Source organism: Ferrovibrio sp. (genome assembly GCF_029255545.1).
GTDB lineage: Bacteria > Pseudomonadota > Alphaproteobacteria > Ferrovibrionales > Ferrovibrionaceae > Ferrovibrio.
Map to the genome: position 1 here is coordinate 1 of NZ_JANLJJ010000079.1, position 23,033 is coordinate 23,033.

The following is a 23,033-nucleotide window of genomic DNA, read 5'->3' on the forward strand; positions in this document are numbered from 1 at the left end:
CCCTAGGCCAGGGCGCGCAGGATCTCCTGCGAGCCTGTGACAAAGCCAAAGCATTTCTTCACATTCCAGATCGTCGCCTCGGTGCAGAAATCCGGCGAGGTGGTGGCGCAGCAATCCTCGACCAGCACGCAGCCATAGCCGAGGAAATTGGCGTCGGTCAGGCTGTGCAGCACGCATTGATCGGTGTTCACGCCGGCAAACAGCAGCGTGCGGATATCCAGGTTGCGCAGGATGCTGTCGAGCGGCGTGTCCCAGAAGCCGCTGATACGGTATTTGTCGACCCTGATGTCTTGCGGCAGCGGCGCCAGTTCGTCGACCACAGCGGCGGCCCAGCTGTCTTTCTGCAGTACGTTTGCGCCGCTGCCGGGCAGGGGATCGCCCAGGCCGATGCCGGTGCCGGCCGGCTTGTAGAGATGGATCTGGTTCGGCGGCATGTTGGCGAGGTCGGGCCGGTTGCCCCAGTTGACCCAGATCACTGGCATGCCGGCCTGGCGCAGGGCGGGTAACAGCTGCTGTAGCGGCGCGATCGGCCTGCGGTCGGGCGTGTAGTCGACGCCGAGATGGTCGACCCAGCCGCCCCTGGCGCAGAAATCGTTCTGCATGTCGATCACCACCATCGCGCTGCGGTTCAGGTCGATCGTGACATTCTGCGGCGCCGCCGCGACCGGCAGCGGGCGTGGCGCCAGCGGCGGCCGGGCCATGTCGACATGACCGGCATTCGCGGCCCAGAGATGCCGGGCCTTGGGCGCACCGAGCTGCTGCAGGGGCGGTTCGACGCGGGACGTTTGATCGATGTCGCTCATGGTCTGCCTCATCCGGCTGGGTCGATGCTCCACGTCGACGTAGCAAATTCCCTGCCATGGGCTTTTATGCGGATTGCCGGGACTGGCCGACCTAGTGTTGATTAAATAAAGTGCATTTCCTGCATACTGCATGCAGAACTGGCAGCCCATACACTGCCCCGGCGCCGGGCTGCCGGCTTTTAGACAGCAAATACAGGCTCCTACGCTGCCTCGCGGCTCTGGCATGCCGATTGCTGATCCCCTGATGGAGACTCATTAAAGGGGGAGCGTGACCATGCTGAAATTTGACCGCCGGGAATTCCTCGTGGGCAGCGCCGGGGCTGCCGGACTTGTCATGCTGGGCGGCCTGGCCAGGCCGGCGCGGGCGGCGGGCGCCCTCACCGTCGGCGTGCTGATCCCCGGCTCGAAGGCCGACAAGGGCTGGATGGAATCGGGGTATGACGGCCTGAAGGCGGCCGAGAAGAAACTCGGCGCCAAGATCACGGTGAAATACATCGAGAATGTGAAATTCGCCGACATGGAGCAGGTGCTGGTCGCGCTGGCCGGCAAGAACGAGCTGGTGATCGGCGTCGGCGGCCAGACCCAGGCTTCCGTCTTCAAGGTGGCGCCGCGCTTCCCGAAGGCGAAATTCGCCATCGTCGGCGGCAATGCCGATGCGGCCAAGCCGGCCAATGTGGCGGCCTATGACGTGCGCCAGGCCGAGATCGGCTTCGTCGCCGGCGCGGCGGCGGCGATGCTGTCGAAAAACGGCGCGGTCTCCTATGTCGGCGGCCTGGAGATTCCGGCCATCGTCAATACCGGCAAGGAATTCGGCAACGGCGCCAAGTATATCAACCCGGGCATCAAGTATTTCGAGACTTACACCGGCGATTTCGACGATGTCGCCAAGTCGAAGGAAGCCACGCTCGCCGCCATCGCCCAGGGCGCCGACGTGCATTACCACATCCTCAATCTCGGCCTGCGCGGCATGGAGCAGGCGGCGCGCGAGAAGGGCACGCATATCATCGGCAGCTACACCAATCGCTGCGGCACCGATCCGCTCTACATCGCCTATTCGATCACCGGCGTCGGTTTCCAGGTCGAATACGCCATCGAGCAGGCGGTGGCCGGCAGCTGGAAGCCGGAATTCAAGCCCTTTGGCCTGGCCATGGGGCCGCAATCGTCTGACATCGCCATCTGCAAAGGCGCCACGCCGGAGATGATCGCCAGGCTCGACCAGATCAAGAAGGACCTGCTGTCGGGCAAGATCAAGGTGCTCGACGCCTGAGGCCATCCGGAAGGACGTCGTCATGCACGGCATGCCGGAAGGCGGGGTGGGACAGACGGCGGCCGCAGCGATGCGGCCGCTGCTGGCGCTTGAGTCGCTTGGCAAACGATTCGGCAACCTGCAGGCCCTGAAGGATGTTGCGCTGGAGTTCCGTGCCGGCGAGGTGCATTGCCTGTTGGGCGAGAATGGCGCCGGCAAATCCACGCTGTGCAACCTGATCTTCGGCGTCTATCGGCCCGATGAAGGGGTGATGCGATTTGCCGGAAAGGAATGGGCGCCGTCCGGTCCGGCCGAGGCGCTGGACAGCGGCATCGCCATGGTGCACCAGCATTTCAGCCTGGTGCCGCGCATGACGGTGGTCGAGAACCTGATGCTGGGGCAGAGCCGCGGCATCCTGAAGCGGCGGCAATTCGCCGCCATGATCCGCGCGACGGCGGAACGCTTTGGTTTCACGCTGGACCCGGAAGCCGTGGTCGGCGAATTGTCGGTCGGCGAGCGCCAGCGCACCGAGATCGTCAAATGCCTGATGCGCGAACCGCGCCTGCTGGTGCTGGACGAGCCCACCGCCGTGCTGCCGCCGGGCGAGATTGGCGCGCTGCTGGATATCTGCCGCCGGGTGGCCGATAGCGGCCGCGCCGTCATCCTCGTCACCCACAAGCTGGCCGAGATCGCAAAAGTGGCGGACCGCGTCTCGGTTCTGCGCGGCGGTCAGGTGGTGGCAAAGGCGGAGATGGCCTCGGCCGACATGGGCGCGCTGGTGCGGGCCATGGTGGGGCGCGAGGTGAAGTCGCTGGACGTGGCGCTGGCGGAAGCCGCCGGCAGGACGGAAACACGGGCAGGCGGGGATGAAAAGGCGCCGCATGCCCTGGTCTGTGACGGCCTCGGCGTGCGCGATCGCCATGGCGCCACGCGGCTGGACAATTTCACCCTGGAAATCCGCGCCGGCGAGATCGTTGGCCTGGCCGGCGTCGAGGGCAACGGGCAGAGCGAGCTGGGCATGGTGCTGGCCGGATTGCTGCGGCCCAGCGCCGGACGGTTCTTCATCGGCGACACCGACCTGACCGCGGCGGGCGCGGCAGCGGTGACGGCGGCGGGTGGCGGCATCGTGCCAGAGGATCGCCATGCGGTGGCCTGCGTCACGGGCATGAGCGTGGCCGAGAACATGTATCTCAACAAGCTGGGCCAGTTCACCCGCTTCGGCCTGCTGCGGCGCAAGGCGCTGAACGAGGCCGCGCGCGGCCTGATGCGGAATTTCGACGTGCGCGCCGCCGGGCCGGAAGCCGCATTCTCCGGCCTGTCGGGCGGCAACCAGCAGAAGGCGGTGCTGGCGCGCGAACTCACGCTGTCGCCGCTGAAGGCGCTGGTCGCGGCGCAGCCGACCCGTGGCCTGGATATCAATGCCGTGGAAGCCGTCTACCGCCAGATCCGCGCGGCGGCCAATCGTGGTGCCGGCGTATTGCTGATCTCCAGCGAACTGGACGAGCTGATCGCCGTGGCCGACCGCATCGTGGTGCTGTATCGCGGTCGCCTGGTCGGCGAACGGCCGGCCAGGGCCAGCGAACGCGGCGCCATCGGCGCGCTGATGTCGGGGCAGGCGGCATGAGCGCGCTTGTCCTTGCCCTGCCGGACCGCCGCCGCATCGCGCGGCTCGCCATCCCGCTGGGCGTCGTGATCACCTCGCTGCTGGTCAGCCTGCTGCTGATCGCCATCAGCGGCCGCTCGGTGCCCGAGGCCATCGAGGCGTTTCTCGATGGCGCCTTCGGCACCGCCTTTGCCTTCGGCGCCTCGGTCAACCGCGCCGTGGCGCTGTCGATGGTGGGGCTGGGCTTCATTCTCGCCTTCCGCGCCAATCTCACCAATGTGGGCGGCGAAGGCCAGATCGCGGTGGGCGGCATCGCCGCCACCGCCGTGGCGCTGCATGGCCATGTGGCCGATCTGCCGCTGGGCCTGGCCGTGCTGCTGCCGATCCTGGCCGGCACGCTGGCGGGTGCGGCCTGGGGCGGCATTGCCGGCCTGCTGAAGGTGCGGTTCGGCACCAACGAGGTGATCTCCACGCTGCTGCTCGGTTTCATCGCCCTGCTGATGGTCTACTGGTCGGTGCAGTCGACCGCTTTGCTGCGCCAGCCGCAGACCTCATCGGCGACGCTGCCGGAATCGCTGCCGATCCCGCCTTTGACGCGATTGCCCGGCCTGACTCCCGATCCGGAATCGCCGCTGCATGTCGGCCTGATCATCTGTCTGCTGGCCGCCGTCGCGACGGCCGTGGTGCTGCAGCGCTCGACCTTTGGCCTGCGCTTGCGCGCCATCGGGCTGAATGAGCTGGCGGCAAGGCGGGCCGGCATGCCCGGCGGCCTGCTGCTGATGGCGGCCCTGGCGATTGCCGGCGGTTTCGGCGGTCTGGCCGGCGCCATCATGCTGCAGGGCGAACAGTATTACCTGAAGACCGGCTTCTCGTCGGGCTACGGCTTTGATGGCCTGGTGGTCGGCCTGCTGTCGCGCGGCTCCGCCATTGGCGTGCTGGCCGGCGCGCTGTTTTTTGGTTTCCTGCGTTCCGGCGGCATCTCGATGGAGATCATGGCCGGCGTGCCGGCGGCGCTGACGCTGGTGATCCAGGGCCTGATCGTCATCGCGGTGGCCGGTTCGGTGATCCTGATCGAGAAACTGGACAAGGAGCCACGCTGATGGAGGAGACGCTGGCCATCTTCATCGCCTCCACCTTGCGGCTGGCCATGCCGCTGATCCTGGCGGCCAGCGGCGAACTGGTCAGCGAACGTGCCGGGGTGTTGAATCTCAGCCTGGAAGGCATGATGCTGACGGCGGCCTTTTTCGGCGCGCTCGGCTCCTGGGCCACCGGCAATCCGGTGCTGGGCATCTGCTGCGCGGTGATCGCCGCGCTTGCCGTCGCCACCGTGCAGGCTTTGCTCAGCGTGCATCTGCGCGCCAACCAGCTGGTGGTGGGCATCGGCTTCAACATCCTGGCGCTGGGTGCAACGACGCTTCTCTATCGCATCATCTTCGGCGGCCTGTCGCGCGAGGAAATTCCTGGCCTGCCCAAACTCGATATTCCGGGCCTGAGCGACCTGCCCTTCATCGGCACGGCCTTCCTGCAGCAATCGGTGTTCGTCTATGTTGGGCTGGCCTTCGTCGGCCTGATCTGGCTGATGCTGAGATACACCGCCTTCGGCCTGGCGGTGCGCGCCGTGGGCGACGAGCCGCGCTCTGCCGACAAGGCCGGCATCCCGGTGCTGCGTGTCCGCTATCTCGCCATCCTGATCACGGGTTTCATGGCCGGGCTGGCCGGCTCGTTCCTGTCCATTGCCGATATCAACACCTTCACCGAAAACATGACCAATGGTGCCGGCTACCTGGCGCTGGCCGGCGTGATCTTCGGCGGCTGGAATATCGGCCGCACCATCGGTGCCTGCCTGCTGTTCGGCGCCGCCACGGCGCTGCAGTTCCAGCTGCCGGCCATGGGCATCAACGTGCCGACGGCTTTCCTGCTGATGCTGCCTTATCTGCTGGCCTTGCTGGCGGTGGCCGGCGTGGTCGGCCGGCTGGAGCCACCCACCGCGCTGACCCTGCCGTTCCAGCGCGGCAAGTGAGGACAAGACCGTGCCATCCATCGCCGCCCAGCCTTACGATTACGGTTTCCCATCCGGCAAGCTGGCGCTGGTCGTGATCGACATGCAGCGCGACTTCATCGAGGAGGGCGGCTTCGGCTCGGTGCTGGGCAACGACGTGCGGCCGCTGAAAGCCATCGTGCCGACCGTGGCGCGACTGATCGCCGGATTCCGCGCCGCCAGCCTGCCGGTGATCCATACCCGCGAAGGGCACAAGTCCGATCTGTCCGACTGTCCGCCGGCCAAACGCGCGCGTGGTGGCGGCGCGCTTACCATTGGCGATGCCGGCCCGATGGGCCGTATCCTGGTCGATGGCGAGCCGGGCAACGACATCCTGCCCGAGCTGGCGCCGCTGCCGGACGAAACCGTGATCGTGAAACCGGGCAAGGGCGCTTTCTATGCCACGCCGCTGGGCGATATCCTGCAGGGGCTCGGCATCGGCCATCTCGTCTTCGCCGGCGTCACCACCGAGGTCTGCGTGCAGACGACCATGCGCGAGGCCAATGACCGCGGTTATGAATGCCTGCTGGCCGAGGATGCCACGCAGAGCTACTTCCCGGCCTTCAAGACGGCCACCCTGGCCATGATCCGGGCCCAGGGCGGCATTGTCGGCTGGACTGCGCCGAGCGATGCCGTGCTGGCGGCCCTGCGCTGAATGGCAAAAACCTGCATCGGATTTCCGGTATTCGTTTATAATCAGATCGTTGTTGAACTTGCTGTTGGTTGTCGCGTATGTCCCAGTTTCTCACTCTTGCCGACCAGATCCGGGAAACGCTCGCCGAGCAGATCGTGTCCGGCGAACTTGCGCCGGGTACCCGGCTGGATGAAGTGGAAATCGCCAAGCGGGTTGGCCTGTCGCGCACCCCGGTCCGCGAGGCGTTCAAGGCGCTGACCGCGATGGGGTTCCTGGAGCACCGCCCGCGCAAGGGCGTGGTGGTCGCAGTGCCGGACCGGCAGCGGATCGAGGAAATGTTCGAGGTGATGGCCGAGGTGGAGGCGACCTGCGCCCGCTTTGCCGCGCTGCGTATGACGGCAAAGGAGCGCCGCGAGCTGGAAAGCCTGCATGAGCAATCGCTGCGCATGGTCAGGCAGAGCGACCTGGCCGGTTATTCGTCCTTCAATACCGCCTTCCATGCCCTGATCTACAAGGGCAGCAAAAACAGCTTTCTGGAAGAGACGGCGCAATCGGTCCGGCGGCGCCTGATGCCATATCGGCAGTCGCAGTTCCGCGTGATTGGCCGGCTGAGCAGTTCGCATGCCGAGCATGACGAGGTGGTGAACGCCATCCTGCGCGGCGATGGCGATGCCGCGGAAAAGGCGATGCGCCAACATGTCTCCAGGGTGACCGTCGCATCGGTCGATTTTGTCGAGGAGCGCCGCTCGAAAAAAGCGGCGCTCAGCGCGCCGCCTGACGATAGGCCCGCCAGCCTCCGTATGCGGTGATGTCGCGCGCGGCGGGAATGGCCGCCGCTTCGCAGACAAATCCCTTGATCTCGCGGCCATCGTCCAGCCGCACATCGGCGATGCCAAGCGGCCCGGGGATGCGGGCGGTGAAACTGCCGAAGCCGGCCGTCGGCAACAGCCAGATTTCGCATTCGATGCCTGCCCCACTGCCCGGCTCGACGCGCACCAGGCCGGGGCGCTGGATGGCGCCCTCCAGGGCATAGAGTTTGTAGTCTGGCGAGGTTCGGGCCGGGCCGGCCAGCCTGGCGCCCAGATTCAGCAGTTCGTGATTGAGCGGCTGGCCGCTGAGATGGGCGCCGAACACGGCGAGCGGCACGAAGGGATAGGATGGCGCCGGCGCGGCAGCGACGTCTGGCAGCCTATGCGGGCCGGCGCCCAGCGGCAGGCTGGCGGCGGCATGAGCGGCCTGGCCGATGGCGGCGAGGACGGGTTCGTGGAAACGCGGCGCGATCAGCGTGATGCCGGCGGGCAGGCCATCGGGCTGGAAGCCATTCGGCACCGCCAGCGCGGCGAGGTCAAAATAGTTCACGAAATTGGTGTAGTAGCCGAGATTGGCATTGAGCTGGAGCGGCTCTGCCGCGACATCGTCGATGCGATAGATCGTGCCGCTGGTCGGCACCAGCAGGACATCGATGTCCTGCCAGACCGGCATCGTCTTCTGGCGCAGGCCCTGCAGGCGGTAATACAGGCGATGCACATCCACGCCGCTGGCGGCCTTGCCGCTGTCGATGATCCCGCGCGTCACCGGATGCATCGCATCGCCATGGCTGGCGAGGAAGTCGGCGATCGCGGCCGTGCGCTCGGCGGTTCCCGCCGGCTGGTAGAGCAGGCCGGCGGCTTCGGCAAACGGCGTGTAGTCGATTTCGACCGGCTGGCCGCCCATTGCCGTCAGCCGTGCCACGGCCTGTGCGAACAGGGCTTCGGCGGCGGCGTTGCCGAAGAATTTCAGGTCGGCTTTGCGGGGCAGGCCGAAGCGGAACGAAGCCGGTGGCGCAGGCATGACGGCGGCCCAGCCGGTCGGCGCGGCGCGGCTGTAATCGTCGCCGGCATCGAAACCACCCGCGGCCTGCAGCACGGCCATGGCATCGGGTACCGTCAGCGCGAAGACCGACACGCAATCGATCGAGCGGCAGGCCGGCACGACGCCGCGGGCGCTGAGCAGGCCGATGCTGGGCTTCAGGCCAACGATGTTGTTGAAACCGGCCGGCACGCGGCCCGATCCCGCCGTATCGGTGCCGAGCGCGAAGCTGACCAGGCCGCTGCTGACCGCCACGGCGGAGCCCGAGCTGGAGCCGCCCGGAATGTAATCGGCGTTGAACGGGTTGCGTGCCACGCCATAGGGCGTACGCGTGCCGACCAGGCCGGTGGCAAACTGATCAAGATTGGTCTTGCCGATCAGCATCGCGCCGGCGGCCAGAAGGCGCCCGACCGTGGTGGCCGATTGCGTGGGCGTGTAGGCGAAAGCGGTGCAGGCCGCGGTGGTCGGCAGGCCGGCGACATCGATATTGTCCTTCACCGCAAAGGGAATGCCCCAGAGCGGCTGGTCCGGCGAGGGCCCGCGCTGCTCCAGCTCGGCGGCCCGCGCCAGCGCGGCCTTGCGCTCGACCAGGCTGATCCAGACGCCATCCGCGCCACGGGCGGCGATCTCGTCGAACAGCAGCTCGACCAACTGGCCGGGAGTCTGGGCGCCGCTGCGATAGGCCTCGTGCAGCCGGGCCATGTCCAGGGAAATGGCGGGGCGGGATGACTGGGTCATGGCGGGCAATCCTTGGTGAAGGCGGTCGGAACAGCAATTATTATGTATACTGCATGCAATGAGTGTGCCGTATAAATATGCATTCAATACATTGATATTAATGGATTTTTGCGGAAATAACTGCTTGTTATTTAGTCGTTTTCAAATCGAAATATGCCTATTTTATGTGCTTAATGGCCTGTGGCGGGACCGGCTGATGCTGTCGGCCCGAATCTGCTGGAGACGGATTCTGCATGCCCGGCCATGGGATTACGGGAATAGGCGCTGATTCTCTCCCCGCTGGCATAGCAGTTGCACTGCGGCAGGTATCGAAACTGCTGCCGGGGGAACTGCCATGCATCGTCGTCTCTTTCTCTTCGCCTCATCCGCGTTGATCGCAACGGCGACAGCGATCCTGTCGGTCACGGCCATGCCGGCCGCCGCGCAATCCCGCAAGGAGACGCTGGTCGTGCTCGTCGAGAACGGGCCGAACAATCTCGACATCCATGGCATCGGCACCAGCTTCCGCTCCTATGTGGCGGCCTGGAACATGTATGACCGGCTGGTCAGCTTTGGCATCAAGACGCTGCCCGATGGTACGCAGTCTTACGATTACAGCAAGATCGTGCCCGAGCTGGCCGAGAGTTATGCGATGGCGCCCGACGGCAAGTCGGTGACCTTCAAGCTGCGCAAGAATGCCAAGTTCCATGATGGCGCGCCGGTCACCGCCCATGACGTGAAATGGTCGTATGACCGCGCGGTGAGCGTCGGCGGCTTCCCGACCTTCCAGATGAAGGCCGGCAGCCTGGAGAAGCCCGAGCAGTTCGTGGTGGTGGACGACTACACCTTCCGCGTTGACCTGCCGAAGCAGGACAAGTTGTCGCTGCCTGACATGGCGGTGGTAGTGCCGGCGATCTTCAATTCCAAGCTGGCCAAGCAGCATGCCACCGACAAGGATCCCTGGGCGATGGAGTGGATGAAGACCAACTCCGCCGCCGGCGGCGCCTTCAAGCTCGACAAATGGACGCCGGGCCAGGAAATCACCTTCAACCGCAACGACGACTGGAAAAGCGGGCCGCTGCCCAAGATCAAGCGCGTCATCATCCGCGAGGTGCCGTCGCCGGGCAACCGGCGCGCCCTGATGGAACGCGGCGATGCCGACATCTCGGTCGACATGCCGCAGAAGGATTCCTCGGAGATCGTCGCCGAGAAGGGGTCGGGCAAGTATATCGTGGTCGGCGTGCCGATCGAGAATTCGCTGAAATATATCGGCATGGTCTCGACCATGAAGCCCTTCGACAATCCGAAGGTGCGCCAGGCCGTCGCCCATGTCGTGCCCTATGAGCAGATCTACAAGTCGGCGATCTATGGCCGCGGCATTCCGATGGCGATGGGCCCGGCCGATGCGCCCAAAGAGGCTGTCTGGCCGCAGCCCTTCCCCTACAAGACCGATCTGGCCAAGGCCAAGCAGCTGCTGGCCGAGGCCGGTTATCCGGATGGGTTCGAGACCACCATCTCGATTGACCTTGGCGATGCCACTGCGTCGGAGCCGGAAGCCGTGTTGCTGCAGGAGGCGCTGGGCAAGATCGGCATCAAGGCCACCATCGAGAAGATTCCCGGCGCCAATTTCCGCAACGCCATGCTGCAGAAGAACCGCCCGATCCATATCGCCAGCTTTGGCGGCTGGCTGAATTTCCCGGATTATTTCTTCTTCTGGGGGTATCACGGCCAGAATGCGGTGTTCAACACCATGTCCTACAAGAATCCGAAGATGGACGCGCTGATCGACGCCGCGCGCTATGAGGCCGATCCGGCCAGGTACAAGGCCCAGGTGATGGATTTCATCAAGCTGGCAATCGACGATGCGCCACGCATCCCGCTGTATCAGCAGATCCTCGATGTCGGCATGCAGAAGAACATCAAGGGCTATACCTACTGGTTCCACCGCCAGCTCGATTTCCGCCAGATCGAGAAGCAGTAAGCCCTGCGTTGAGCCCTGTGTAGCGTAACGGACGAAGGCCGGCGATGCTGTCCCTGATCGGCAAGCGGATCATCAGCGCGATCCCCAGCGTGATCGGCGTGCTGGTCGTCACCTTCGTCCTCACCCGCGCCCTGCCCGGCGACCCGGCCGCCTATTTCGCCGGACCGGCGGCAACGCCGCAGGCCATCGAGGAAATCCGCCGCAGCCTCGGCCTCGACAAGAGCCTGCCGGAACAGTTCGTCGTCTATATCAGCGATCTGGCGCGGGGTGACCTGGGCAACTCGATCGCCACCGGCCAGCCGGTGCTGACCGAGATCGTCACCCGCCTGCCGGCTTCGCTGGAGCTTACCCTGCTTGGCCTGCTGGTCTCGGTGCTGATCGCCGTGCCGCTCGGCGTGCTGGCCGCCACCCGGCCGGGCTCACTGATCGACCATGCCTGCCGCGTCATCACCACCGCCGGCGTGTCGCTGCCCGCCTTCTTCACCGGCCTGCTGCTGGTCTATGTGCTGTATTACCGCCTCGGCTGGGCGCCGGCACCGCTCGGCCGGCTCGACATCTTCTATTCGGCGCCGAACACGGTGACCGGCTTCTACACCATCGACGCGCTGATCGAAGGCAATTTCGAGGTCTTCCGCGCCGCGCTGGCGCAGCTGCTGCTGCCGGTCACTGCGCTGGCGATCTTCACCCTGGCGCCGCTGGCCCGCATGACCCGCGCCGCCATGCTGGAGGTGCTGAACAGCGACTTCATCCGCACCGCCCGCGCCGCCGGCCTGCCCAAGGGCAAGATCGTCTATGGCTATGCCTTCCGCAACGCCATGCTGCCGGTGGTCACCACGCTGGGCATGGTGTTTTCCTTCCTGCTCGGCGCCAATGTGCTGGTCGAGAAGGTGTTTTCCTGGCCCGGCATCGGCACCTTCGCCATCGAGGCGCTGATCGCCTCGGATTACGCGCCGATCCAGGGCTTCGTGCTGACCATGGCGATGCTTTATGTGACGCTCAACCTGGTCATCGACATCCTCTACATCGTGATCGATCCGCGCGTGGGGTTCGAATCATGAAGGCGACGTGGAAGCATATCCGCTATGTGCTGGGCGAAAACCCGGTCACGCTGTTTGCCTTCGCCCTGTTCGGATTCATCCTGCTCTGCGCCATCTTCGGGCCCTGGCTGGCGCCCTATGACCCGCTGACGACCAATGCCGCCCAGAGCCTGAAGCCACCCTCGGCGCGGCACTGGTTCGGCACCGACGCGCTGGGGCGCGATATCTTCAGCCGCGTGCTGGTGGCGACCCGGCTCGATCTCGGCATCGCATTCGCCTCGGTGATCCTTACCTTCGCCATCGGGGCCCTGGCCGGCATCGCCGCGGGGTTCTTTGGCGGTTGGGTCGATCGCCTGGTTGGCCGCCTGGCCGACACCATCATGGCCTTTCCGCTTTTCGTGCTGGCGATGGGCATCGTTGCCGCCCTGGGCAACAGCGTCGGTAACATCGTGCTGGCCACCGCCATCATCAATACGCCGCTTTATGCCCGCGTTGCCCGCGCCGAGGCCAATATCCGCCGCAATGCCGGTTTCGTCGAGGCCGCGCGGCTGTCGGGCAATTCGGAGGTGCGCATCCTGCTGCTGCAGATCCTGCCCAACATCCTGCCGATCCTGATGGTGCAATGCTCGCTCACCATGGGCTACGCGATCCTGAATGCCGCCGGGCTGTCGTTCATCGGCCTGGGCATCGCGCCACCGACGCCGGAATGGGGCATCCTGGTGGCCGAGGGCGCCGCCCTGATGATCTCGGGGGAATGGTGGGTGGCGCTGTTCCCCGGCCTGGCCCTGATGACGGCGGTGTTCTGCTTCAACCTGCTGGGCGACGGGCTGCGTGACATTGTAGACCCCCGGAGGCGCACATGACCACGCCGACCAGATACAAAGCGGGGCGCACATGAGCGCCGTCCCTGTCCTTGCCGTCGATAACCTGAGCGTCGAATTCCGCACCCGCAGCGGCATCGTCAAGGCGCTGGAGCAGGTCAGCTTCAATATCGGCAAAGGCGAGATGGTCGCCATCGTCGGCGAATCCGGCTCCGGCAAGTCGGTCACCGCCTATACCGTGATGGGCATCCTCGATGCCGCCGGCCGGGTCGACAGCGGCAGCGCCGTGTTCGGCGGCCTCGACCTGCTGCAGGCCAGGGAGAGCGCCCTGCGCGAGATCCGCGGCCGCGAGATGTCGATGATCTTCCAGAATCCACGGGTGGCACTCAACCCGATCCGCCGGGTCGGCGACCAGATCGCCGACGTGCTGCTGCAGCATGGCGGCATCACCCGGCGCGAGGCGCCAAAACGCGCCATCGAAATGCTGGCCCGCGTGCGCATCCCCGATCCGGAACGCCGTGCCAGGGCCTATCCGTTCGAGCTGTCGGGCGGCATGTGCCAGCGCATCATGATCGCCATCGCGCTGGCCTGCTCACCCAGACTGCTGATCGCCGACGAGCCGACCACCGGCCTGGACGTGACGACGCAGGCCGCCATCATGGACCTGATCGCCGAACTGGGCGCCGAGCAGGGCATGGCGACGTTGCTCATTACCCACGATCTCGGGATGGCGGCGGAATACTGCGACCATATCGTGGTGATGCATGCTGGCCATGTCGTCGAGATGGCGCCGACCGCAGCGCTCTTCGCCAATCCGCGCCATCCCTATACCGCCAGGCTGATCGCCGCCACGCCGCGGCCGACCGCCCGCCTGGCCGACTTGGTCTCGATCCCGGGCAACCTGCCCGACCTGCGCGCCACCGTCATCCCTGCCTGCCGCTACAGCGTCCGTTGCGAGCGGCGCAAGCCGCGCTGCGAACAGCCGCTGCCGCTGGTGCTGGGCGACGAAAAGGGCAGCATGGTCGCCTGCTGGAATCCGCTATGAGCGATGTTTTCGACAAGCCCCTGCTCGACGCCCAGTCGCTGCACAAGCATTTCCCGGTCGGCAAAGCGCCGGGACCGTTCGCCAGGGCACCCAATACATGGTTTGGGCGCGCCGACCGCCCGGTGCCGAAGCTGCATGCGGTCGACGACGTCACCTTCACGCTGGCGAAGGGCGAAACCCTTGGCCTGGTCGGCGAAAGCGGATGCGGCAAATCCACCCTGGTGCGCCTGCTGACCCGCCTGCTCGACCTCACCGATGGCAGCATCCGGCTGGATGGCGCGGAGATCGGCCATCTGCCGGCCAGGGGTTTCGGCAGTTCGTCCTATCGGCCGCGCATCCAGATGGTGTTCCAGGATGCCGGCGACAGCCTCAATCCACGCTTCACCGCCTTTGCCGCCATCGCCGACCCGATCCGGCGCCTGAAGCCCCTGCCGCGTGAGCAGTTGTGGGCGCGGGTGGAAGCGCTGGCCACTATGTGCGGCCTGCCGCTGGAATTGCTTGGCCGTTTCCCGCACCAGCTCTCCGGCGGCCAGAAGGCCCGCGTCGGCATCGCTCGCGCCATCGCCGTCGAGCCCGACTTGTTGATTCTCGACGAACCGACCGCGGCACTCGACGTGTCGGTGCAGGTGGTGATTCTGCAACTGCTTAACGACCTCAAGACGCGGCTTGGCATGAGCTACCTGTTCGTCAGCCATGACCTGAATGTGGTGCGCCTGCTCTGCGACCGCGTCATGGTGATGTATCTCGGCAAGATCGTCGAAAGCGGCCCGGCCGAGGAGGTGTTCCGGAACCCGTCGCATCCCTATACCAGGGCGCTGCTGTCGGCGATCCCGCATTTCATGCCCGGCCAGGCCGCGCCGCGTCTGCGCATCGCCGGCGAACCGCGCAGCCCGATCGACCCGTCGCCGAAAGTCTGCCGCTTCTATGGCCGCTGTCCGCAGGCTAGGGTGGCCTGCGAGCAGAGCATGCCGTTGCTGCAGGGCGTCGGACAGGAGCATTCCGCAGACCATTCGGTCGCCTGCCATTTTCCCATCACCGCCAATGCTGCCAGGGAGGTTGCATGAGTCATCCGCCTTTCGATGCCGAAGCCTATATGGCCGCCGCGGCCCAGGCCCTTGGAATCACCCTGGACGAAGCCTGGAAACCCGGCGTGATCGACAACCTGAACCGCGCGCATGCGATCGCCCAGGCATTCCTGGATTTCCCGCTGCCCGACGATGTCGAGCCGGCCTCGCGGTTCGAGTCATAGGGGCCCGCGATGATCGACTGGCAGAGCAGGGCCCATGAGATTGCCGCCGCGGTGCGCGGTGGCAAGGTGTCTGCCACCGAGGTCCTGCGCGTGTCGTTGGCCCGCATCGAGGCGGCCAATCCCGCGCTCAACGCCTTTACGGCGGTGACATCGGAGCGTGCCCGCGCGCGCGCCGCGGCAATCGACCAGGCGCGTGACGAAGGCAAACCGCTCGGTCCGTTGGCCGGCGTGCCCTTCGCGGTGAAGAACCTGTTCGATGTCGCCGGCCTGCCGACGCTGGCCGGCTCGAAAATCAATCGCGATCATGCCGTGGCGACCGCCGACGCGACGCTGATCCAGCGCCTGGAAGCCGCCGACGCCATCCTGACCGGCGCGCTGAACATGGGCGAATACGCGTATGACTTCACCGGCGAGAATATGCATTACGGCCCGTCGCGCAATCCGCATGATCCTGGCTGCATGTCGGGCGGATCGTCGGGTGGCTCGGGCACGGCGGTGGCATCCGGCATGGTGCCGCTCAGCCTCGGCTCGGATACCAATGGCTCGATCCGGGTGCCGGCCTCACTCTGCGGCCTGTTTGGCCTGAAGCCGACCTTCGGCCGGCTCAGCCGCCATGGCAGTTTCCTGTTCGTCGCCGATATCGACCATCTCGGGCCGCTGGCGCGCTCGGTCACCGATCTCGCGCTCAGCTTCGATGCCATGCAGGGCCCTGATCCGGCCGATGGCTGGTGCGCGCAGAAGCCGGCCGAGCCGGTGCTGCCCAGGCTGGAAGCCGGCATCGACGGCCTGCGCATCGCCATCGCCGGCGATTACTTCGCCAGCGGCGGCGAGCCGGAGGCTCATGAGGCAGTCGCCGCCTTTGCTAGGGCGCTGGGGGTCACCCGTTCGGTCACCCTGCCCGAGGCCGCGCGCGGCCGCGCCGCCGCCTATGTGATCACCGCCGTCGAAGGCGCCAACCTGCATCGCGAGCGCCTGAAGGCGCGGGCGGCGGATTTCGACCCTGCCGTGCGCGACCGCTTTTTCGCCGGCCTGATGCTGCCGGCCGATTGGCTGGTGCAGGCGCATCGCTTTCGCGCCTGGTATCGCGCCCGCGTCGCCGAGGTGTTCCGCGATGTCGATGTGATCCTGGCGCCGGCCACACCGCGCGTGGCGCCCAGGCTGGGCCAGGTGATGATGACGTTGAACGGTGTGGAAATGCCGGTGCGGGCCAATCTCGGCCTGTTCACCCAGCCGATTTCGGCGATCGGCCTGCCGGTGGTGGCGACGCCCTGGGCCGGTCGCGGCAAGGCTCACGGCAATCTTCCGATCGGCGTGCAGGTGATCGCCGCGCCGTGGCGGGAGGATCTGGCCCTGCGGGTGGCGCGGCGGCTGGAGCAGATCGGTATCGCGGATTCGAAAGCCGTGTGAGGGCAGTATGGAAATCAACATCCCCGAGATTCTGGCGGAAGTGACTGCCGTCTTCCTGCGGTACGAAAAGGCCCTGACCGGCAATGACGTCGCCGTGCTGGACGAACTGTTTTTCAACAGTCCGCATACCATCCGCTATGGCGTGACCGAGAACCTGCATGGTTATGAGCAGATCATGGCCTTCCGCGCCGCGCGACCATCCCAGGGCCTGGAGCGCGAGATCTTCAACACGGTGATCACCACCTATGGCCGCGATTTCGCCACGGCCAATACCGAATTCCGTCGCGCCAGCACCCCGAAGACCGGCCGGCAGAGCCAGACCTGGCTGCGCACGCCCGATGGCTGGCGCGTGGTCTCGGCCCATGTCAGCCTGCTGTGACTTCAGATCAAGGGGCGAGGTGAAGATGATTGACGGCAGCGCAGGGAAGGGGGTGGCTTCCGGCCTGTAGCCTGAGGGCCAGAGGTCGAAATCCTCTCCCCGCAACAAAAACGCCGCAGGTTTCGCCGCGGCGTTTTTGTTGCTCCTGTCCGCCGGAATCCGGCGATACCATGCCAGCCGGCCGGGCTGAACGGGGCGCCCGGTCCGGGCAGTTATTGACCCGCAGATGCAATCATGCTCTACAGGTCGTCATCGACGGCATTCATGCAAAAAACCATGTCATTCTGTTTTGCAACAGTGACGTCCACAGGTTACGTGGATCAAACTGCAGGGTTGTGGCTGAACCTCCAGGCGATGCATCCCGGCAGCCCGCTTGTTGTCTGTTGCCTTGACGATCACGCCTGGAATGCCTTTTCCCCCCACATAGACGACAGTTTGATCCTGGTTCGGGCCAGCACGGTATGGGGTGAGGCGAACTGGGTGAATCTATGCGCCCGCATGACGCGCCCGGAGCGCGCCTTCGCCACCAAGGCCGCGCTTGCGGTATGGGCTCTTGAGCAGGGGCATGAAGGCGTGATGGTGCTCGACAGCGACCTGCTGTTCGAGGAACCGATACCCGATCTGATTACGGATTGCCTGGAAAGCCAGGTGCTGCTGGTGGCGGCGCGCCACAATCTGCGGCACTGGCGGAAGTCCAATACGTTTGGGCTGTTCTCGGCCGGCATCGTCGGGTTTGCGGCTGCCGGGCTGCGGGCGGCACGGATATGGAAGGCGCAAGCCTTCGATGAATGCCGCGCCTTGCCCGTGGACGGGCTTTACAACGAACAGAAATACCTCGATTACCTTGTCGGCTCTTTCGACGTTTCCATTGTTCGTGACATCGGCATTAACGTATCGCCATCGACGCTCAAGCTTGTCAATCCCCGCCAGAATGCGCAGGGCCGGTGGGAAGCGGACGATGGCACGCCGATCCGGGTGTTCCACTACAGCCGCAGCGCGGATTCCAACCTTCCGTTTGCACGGAGCAAGGTTGACCTGAACCGGCGTGGCCTTGAGAAACTCAAGGCTGGCCTGCCAGTCGCAAGCATGGCTGAGCGCATGGCGGTCAAGGCTCCGCCGTTCAGTCTTGCCCGCATTGTGAGGTTCATGCGGTTGGGAGCGGCCTGGGATGCGCTTCCCGTCCTTCTGGCGAGACTGAGCCGCGCCATGTTTACCCTGCACAGGGTGCTGACGCTGCCTGACCTCACGCTGCCGGAGCGCTGGGATCAGGCTTTCCGCCGCAAGCATGCATTACATCTCAAACTTGAGGATGAGGCCTTTCCTCCCAAGTGAGATGGCCGTCCCTGCGCGGGGTGGCCGCGGCGGCGGCGGCAGGCCGGCCGCGTTCAGGCCGGTAGCGCCGATTGCAGCAGGGCCTTGGCGATCAGTTCGGCGGCTTTGCCGCCGCCAAACAGGCCCGGTACTTCACCTGCGCGCGGCGGGTGACGGAGCGCTTCGGCCAGCCCTTCCGGCTCACAGAGGACGGCCCAGCCCGATTCCACCAATTCGCGCCATTCGGTTCTGTCGCGAAGTATCAGGCAGGGAACGCCGAAGAAGAAGGCTTCTTTCTGCACGCCACCCGAATCGGTGACAACCACCGCCGCCGCCTGCTCCATCGCAAGCATGTCGAGGTAGCTTAACGGGGCGATGCAGGTGACGCGGCTCTCAAGTTGTTCCAGCAAGCCGGCGCGGGCCAGGGCGGATCTGGTTCTCGGATGTAGCGGCAACAGGATGGGAAGCTGCCGCGAGGCCGAGCATAATGCCTCGACAATCGCTTTCAGGCGGACCGGATCATCCGTGTTCTCGGCACGATGGATTGTGGCCAGGGCAAACTGCTTCTCGCGGAGTCGATGGGCATTCAGCAGAGTTCCTGCCTCAGCCCGGCTGACATAATACAGCGCGGCGTCAAACATGACGTCGCCGACCAGCCGTATTTTATCCGCCGCGATGCCTTCGCGCTCCAGATTCCTGACCGCCTGGTCGGTTGGCGCAAACAGAAGATCGGAAACCTGGTCGGTCAGCAGTCGATTGATTTCTTCCGGCATGGCGCGCTGATAGCTGCGTAACCCAGCCTCGACATGAGCAAGAGGCAATCCAAGCTTGGCGGCCGCGAGGGCGCCGGCCAGAGTTGAATTGGTATCCCCATATACCAGAACCAGATCAGGCTTCTCCTGCAGCAGCACGGCTTCCGTCGCCTCCAGCATCCGGCCCGTCTGGGCGCCATGCGTGCCGGAGCCAATGCCGAGATTGTAGCTTGGTTCAGGCAGGCCAAGCTGCTCGAAAAAAACGTCCGACATCGCGGCGTCGTAATGCTGGCCGGTATGGATGAGAATCTCGTCGGCATTGCCCTGCGCCTTCAGCGCCTGTGTCACGACGGCGGCTTTCACGAATTGGGGGCGCGCCCCGACTATGGTGGCAATCTTCATGTCAATCCTAGCTGCGGGAACGGAGCGGCCTACCTGCCGCGGCGGCCTGCTGATGGGTATCAGTGGCCGACAATCGCCTGCACTATACGGGCCTGGTCTTCCTCGGTGAGATAGGGATGCATGGGGATGCTTATCACTTCCATCGCAAGCTGTTCCGAAACCGGCACCCCCGCTGGAGAGACCGGATAGTTGCGATATCCGGTCTGCCGGTTCAGCGGAATGGGATAATAAACGTTGGTGGGAATGCCTGCCGCCTGGCATGCATTTCTGATGGCATCCCGCTCCGGCGAACGCAGGGTGTAGAGTGCCCATGCCGAGCGCCGCCCTGCCGGCACGACCGGACGGATAACCTTGCCGGCATGCGGGCGCAACAGGGCGTCGTACCGGGCCGCCACTGTTTCGCGCAACTCCAGCTCATCGGCAAAGATCGTCAGTTTTTCCAGCAGGATTGCCGCCTGGATCGTGTCAAGTCGGCTGTTCATGCCGATCCGTATGTTGTCGTATTTGTCCTGTCCCTTGCCATGAAAACGCAAAGAGCGCAGCAGGTCTGCGCGCGGCGCCGCATTCGTGAAGATCGCGCCGCCGTCGCCATAGCAGCCGAGCGGCTTGGACGGGAAAAAACTGGTGGTGGTGTAATCGGCAAGGCTGCCGACCATGTGGTTCTGGTAACGCCCGCCGAAACTCTGGGCGGCATCGGCGACGAGAACAAGGCCATGATGGCTGGCGGTCGCCGTCAGCCTGGCATAATCGGCCGGCAGGCCAAACAGATCGACGGCAATGATCGCGCGTGGCCGCAATCCGCGGCTGCGCGCGTCGGAAACGGCGCCGTCGATATGATCTGGATTGATGGCAAAGTCGTCGGCATTGACATCGATAAAGTATGGGGTTGCCCCCAGCTGGGCTGCCGCTTCTGCCGTGGCAACAAAAGTGAAGGCGGGCATGAAAACCGCGTCTCCGGGCCCGATATTCTCCGCCATCAGAACCAGCGAGATGGCATCGGTTCCATTGCCGCAGCTGACGGTATGGTCGGCGCCGCAGAATTGCGCCAGCTTCTGCTCCAGAAGCCCGACTTCCGGCCCAAGGATGAAGTGCCCATGGTCAACGACGCGACGCATCGCGGTGTCGATCGAGTCACCCAAGCGTTTCCGCTGAGCCTGGAGATCAATGAATGCAAGTGGAGATGCCATCAGGATACTTCTTCGAGCCGGTCGTCGTGGGTGAGGCGATACTGTCGGCCTTCGATGGGGCAAATAAGGTCGGGTCCCAGCCTGCCGCCGGCATGGGATACCCAACCGATCCGTCGTGCCGGCACGCCGGCCATCAGGGCGAAATCCGGTACGTCACCGGTGATTACGGCGCCCGCCGCGATAAAGCAATAACGTCCCAGGGTGTGGCCGCAGACGATCGTTGCGTTGGCGCCGATCGTCGCGCCCTGCCTGACGAGCGTGGGCCTGTATTCGCTCTTTCGTTCGATCTCGGCGCGCGGATTGTTGACGTTGGTAAATACGCAGGATGGGCCGCAGAACACGCCAGATTCGAGTGTGACGCCCTTGTAGAGGGACACATTGTTCTGAATCCTGCAGCGATCGCCAACGTCGACATCGGGGCCAATAACCACATTCTGACCGATGTTGACCGAGCGCCCAATACGGACACCGGGAAGAATATGGCTGAAATGCCATATCTTCGTGCCCTCGCCTATCGAAACGCCATCGTCGATGACGGAGGAGGCATGAACGAATACATTTGCCGTGCGCCAATATTCTCCAGTCGGAGAGGCCGGCCGGCCCGTTGCAACCGAAGCAGCCAGGGCAATTACTGTCCGCAGCAGCTCCGCGCCGATTCCCTTGTGCCCGTCGAGGACAGCATGCACAGTCGCCAGCGGCCCGCCCGATTGTTTGAGCGACAGGGTTTCCGGGCCTGCGCCATGGAGCTCAAGCGTGGCGCAATGCCCGTCCCAGACGACCCGGCCGTGCTCGCCGATGACAGCCAGCCTTTCGCTGGGATGTCCGATGCCGGCCAGAAGCTGGGCCTGCAGATCAGGGAACAGCAGACCGGCGGAGATTACCGTAGCCTGAGCGGCATCGGCCTGAGCGGTCACCTCGTCAGGCGATGCTCCGGCCAGCGCCATCAAAGCGGCAAGACCGTCTGTCAGCGGCTCCCAGATCACGGAGGCGGGCCTGAACCATTCGATCTGGATTACGCGTATTCTGCCAAGGCGTCCGGATGCGATCGCCGCGGCGAGGCTGCGTGTCCCGGTGCTGGCGGTTGATGCGGGCAGCCAAACAAGCCTGCCGCCCCTGCCCGTGACGTCACGGTCAAACCCGACGGCTTCGGCGGGTGCGAGACGGCTTGATCCCAGGCAGGCTATGGCCTGTCCGGCCTTCAGTTTCGGGATGGTCGCCTGCCGGTGTCCGGCAGACAGGTGGCCCAGCAGGATGATGCCGGCGGCTTCCCGGGAGGCCTGGGCCAGGCCAGCCTCGTGCAGGGCCTGTTCGGCCTCGACATCCGCGGCGTGAATGGCCGTATTCTGCTGCTTGTTCATCAGAGAATGTCTATCTCAGCCGGGGCAAAAGGGCAAAAGGATACCATCCGGCCGGCATGCCGGCCGGATGTGTCAGGCTTTGCGGAACAGGGCCTGGAAAAACGCCCGGCAGTCTTGAGGTGACGGGGCGAACCGAATTATTGTGGTCGCCGTATCGACGGGTGGCGATACGACGCGGCGCGCCGCCCAACCGCTCCAATGCAGGCCAGGCAAAGCGCATGGGCTGAGGGCGACGGCCACAATCCGGGAATGTTAAATGAAGCAGTTTGCGATGATTGGTGCGGCGGGATACATCGCTCCGCGGCACATGAAAGCGATCAAGGACACGGGCGGCCGCCTGATCGCGGCGCTGGATCCAAATGACAGCGTCGGCATACTGGACAGCTATTTTCCCGATGCTGACTTTTTTATCGAGTTCGAGAGATTTGACCGCCATATCGACAAACTGCGCCGACGCGGAACCGCAGTCGATTATGTTGCGATTTGCTCCCCGAACTATCTGCACGATGCCCATATCCGTTTCGCCCTCCGGAATCAGGCCGACGCGATCTGTGAAAAGCCGCTGGTCCTCAATCCATGGAATATTGATGCGCTTGCCGAGATCGAGAAGGAAGGCCAGGGGAAAATCTATAATATCCTGCAGCTGCGGTTGCATCCCGTTATAGAACAACTCAGGCAGGCGGTGGCAGCCGGGCCGAAAGACAAGATATTTGACGTCGATCTGACCTATATAACCGCCCGGGGGCACTGGTATCACACGAGCTGGAAGGGCGATGTCTCAAAATCGGGCGGCGTAGCAACCAACATAGGCGTACATTTTTTCGACATGCTGCACTGGGTTTTCGGTGCGCGGAAAAGCATGGTTGTCCACCACCACCGGCCCGATGCGGCGGTCGGTTATCTGGAATATGAAAGGGCGCGCGTGCGCTGGTTTCTTTCCATTAATGCGGGCCACCTGCCGCCTGCCGCCCGCGATGCGGGCAAGCGCACGTATCGTTCCATACAGATCGATGGCCAGGAGCTGGAATTCTCGGAAGGCTTCACCGATCTGCATACCGCTAGCTATGAAGCCATTTTCAGGGGCAACGGTTTCGGGCTGGAGGATGCGCGCCCCAGCATCGAGGCGGTTTATGAAATTCGCCAGGCCACTCCGGCGGGCATTCGTGGAGATTGTCATCCTCTGGCTCTGCAACTGCGCGACAGCTAGAGTGCCGT

General features: G+C 64.7%; 21 protein-coding genes. 16 read left to right on the top strand and 5 right to left on the bottom strand.

The features are described 5' to 3' along the window. Positions 1–2: 2 nt before the first annotated feature. Positions 3–803 (bottom strand): cysteine hydrolase, encoded by an 801-nt coding sequence (locus Q1J79_RS15105; RefSeq protein WP_300301936.1) that lies wholly within the window; start codon positions 801–803, stop codon positions 3–5. 274 nt (positions 804–1,077) lie between these two features. Between Q1J79_RS15105 and Q1J79_RS15110 the strand changes: the two genes are divergently transcribed. The 6 genes from Q1J79_RS15110 (at position 1,078) to Q1J79_RS15135 (ending at position 7,133) form a co-directional block, all read left to right on the top strand. Then, positions 1,078–2,070 carry a BMP family protein gene (locus tag Q1J79_RS15110; RefSeq protein WP_300301938.1) on the top strand — a complete coding sequence of 331 codons (993 nt, stop codon included), beginning with the start codon at positions 1,078–1,080 and terminating at the stop codon, positions 2,068–2,070. 22 nt (positions 2,071–2,092) lie between these two features. Beyond that, entirely contained in the window at positions 2,093–3,673 is a 1,581-nt protein-coding gene (locus tag Q1J79_RS15115; RefSeq protein ID WP_300301940.1) for an ABC transporter ATP-binding protein, read from the top strand. Continuing rightward, complete coding sequence (locus Q1J79_RS15120) at positions 3,670–4,752, top strand: ABC transporter permease (protein WP_300301942.1); 1,083 nt, start codon at positions 3,670–3,672, stop codon at positions 4,750–4,752. The genes Q1J79_RS15115 and Q1J79_RS15120 overlap by 4 nt, the downstream gene beginning before the upstream one ends. Then, the gene (locus Q1J79_RS15125) at positions 4,752–5,672 is read left to right on the top strand and encodes an ABC transporter permease (protein WP_300301944.1); all 921 of its coding nucleotides are present in this window, start codon (positions 4,752–4,754) and stop codon (positions 5,670–5,672) included. Before Q1J79_RS15120 ends, Q1J79_RS15125 begins: the two co-directional genes overlap by 1 nt. 10 nt (positions 5,673–5,682) lie before the next feature. Continuing rightward, positions 5,683–6,345 (top strand): cysteine hydrolase family protein, encoded by a 663-nt coding sequence (locus Q1J79_RS15130; protein WP_300301946.1) that lies wholly within the window; start codon positions 5,683–5,685, stop codon positions 6,343–6,345. A 77-nt stretch (positions 6,346–6,422) separates the two neighbouring features. Next, positions 6,423–7,133, top strand: a complete 711-nt coding sequence (locus Q1J79_RS15135) for a GntR family transcriptional regulator (protein WP_300301948.1) — start codon at positions 6,423–6,425, stop codon at positions 7,131–7,133. On the opposite strand, the gene atzF is transcribed toward Q1J79_RS15135, so the two are convergent. After that, positions 7,087–8,910 (bottom strand): allophanate hydrolase, encoded by a 1,824-nt coding sequence (gene atzF / locus Q1J79_RS15140; protein WP_300301950.1) that lies wholly within the window; start codon positions 8,908–8,910, stop codon positions 7,087–7,089. The genes Q1J79_RS15135 and atzF overlap by 47 nt on opposite strands. Before the next feature lie 334 nt (positions 8,911–9,244). Between atzF and Q1J79_RS15145 the strand changes: the two genes are divergently transcribed. From Q1J79_RS15145 to Q1J79_RS15185, 9 genes are all read left to right on the top strand, one after another. Then, the gene (locus Q1J79_RS15145; protein WP_300301952.1) at positions 9,245–10,870 is read left to right on the top strand and encodes an ABC transporter substrate-binding protein; all 1,626 of its coding nucleotides are present in this window, start codon (positions 9,245–9,247) and stop codon (positions 10,868–10,870) included. A gap of 44 nt (positions 10,871–10,914) precedes the next feature. Further along, positions 10,915–11,928: an ABC transporter permease gene (locus Q1J79_RS15150; RefSeq protein ID WP_300301955.1), complete on the top strand. Its 1,014-nt coding sequence runs from the start codon at positions 10,915–10,917 to the stop codon at positions 11,926–11,928. Then, positions 11,925–12,770, top strand: a complete 846-nt coding sequence (locus tag Q1J79_RS15155; protein ID WP_300301958.1) for an ABC transporter permease — start codon at positions 11,925–11,927, stop codon at positions 12,768–12,770. Before Q1J79_RS15150 ends, Q1J79_RS15155 begins: the two co-directional genes overlap by 4 nt. A gap of 31 nt (positions 12,771–12,801) precedes the next feature. After that, positions 12,802–13,773, top strand: coding sequence for an ABC transporter ATP-binding protein (locus tag Q1J79_RS15160; RefSeq protein ID WP_300301960.1), 972 nt, complete (start codon positions 12,802–12,804; stop codon positions 13,771–13,773). Further along, positions 13,770–14,837 (top strand): ABC transporter ATP-binding protein, encoded by a 1,068-nt coding sequence (locus tag Q1J79_RS15165; RefSeq protein ID WP_300301962.1) that lies wholly within the window; start codon positions 13,770–13,772, stop codon positions 14,835–14,837. The genes Q1J79_RS15160 and Q1J79_RS15165 overlap by 4 nt, the downstream gene beginning before the upstream one ends. Further along, positions 14,834–15,022, top strand: a complete 189-nt coding sequence (locus Q1J79_RS15170; RefSeq protein WP_300301964.1) for a DUF4089 domain-containing protein — start codon at positions 14,834–14,836, stop codon at positions 15,020–15,022. Before Q1J79_RS15165 ends, Q1J79_RS15170 begins: the two co-directional genes overlap by 4 nt. Before the next feature lie 9 nt (positions 15,023–15,031). After that, entirely contained in the window at positions 15,032–16,429 is a 1,398-nt protein-coding gene (locus Q1J79_RS15175; protein ID WP_300301966.1) for an AtzE family amidohydrolase, read from the top strand. Positions 16,430–16,436: 7 nt separating this feature from the next. Next, positions 16,437–16,808: an oxalurate catabolism protein HpxZ gene (gene hpxZ / locus Q1J79_RS15180; protein WP_300301967.1), complete on the top strand. Its 372-nt coding sequence runs from the start codon at positions 16,437–16,439 to the stop codon at positions 16,806–16,808. A 234-nt stretch (positions 16,809–17,042) separates the two neighbouring features. Continuing rightward, entirely contained in the window at positions 17,043–18,140 is a 1,098-nt protein-coding gene (locus tag Q1J79_RS15185; protein WP_300301969.1) for a hypothetical protein, read from the top strand. Positions 18,141–18,193: 53 nt separating this feature from the next. Here Q1J79_RS15185 and wecB read toward each other — a convergent pair whose 3' ends face one another. From wecB to Q1J79_RS15200, 3 genes are read right to left on the bottom strand one after another with little or no spacing between them, the layout of a single operon-like run. Continuing rightward, positions 18,194–19,273: a non-hydrolyzing UDP-N-acetylglucosamine 2-epimerase gene (gene wecB, locus Q1J79_RS15190; protein ID WP_300301971.1), complete on the bottom strand. Its 1,080-nt coding sequence runs from the start codon at positions 19,271–19,273 to the stop codon at positions 18,194–18,196. A gap of 59 nt (positions 19,274–19,332) precedes the next feature. After that, positions 19,333–20,565 (bottom strand): DegT/DnrJ/EryC1/StrS aminotransferase family protein, encoded by a 1,233-nt coding sequence (locus Q1J79_RS15195; RefSeq protein WP_300301973.1) that lies wholly within the window; start codon positions 20,563–20,565, stop codon positions 19,333–19,335. Then, positions 20,460–21,818 (bottom strand): DapH/DapD/GlmU-related protein, encoded by a 1,359-nt coding sequence (locus Q1J79_RS15200; protein ID WP_300301975.1) that lies wholly within the window; start codon positions 21,816–21,818, stop codon positions 20,460–20,462. Before Q1J79_RS15200 ends, Q1J79_RS15195 begins: the two co-directional genes overlap by 106 nt. A gap of 256 nt (positions 21,819–22,074) precedes the next feature. Here Q1J79_RS15200 and Q1J79_RS15205 point away from each other — a divergent pair, with 256 nt between their 5' ends. Next, on the top strand, positions 22,075–23,025 hold the full coding sequence (locus Q1J79_RS15205; RefSeq protein ID WP_300301977.1) for a Gfo/Idh/MocA family oxidoreductase: 951 nt from the start codon (positions 22,075–22,077) through the stop codon (positions 23,023–23,025). Positions 23,026–23,033: the final 8 nt, after the last annotated feature.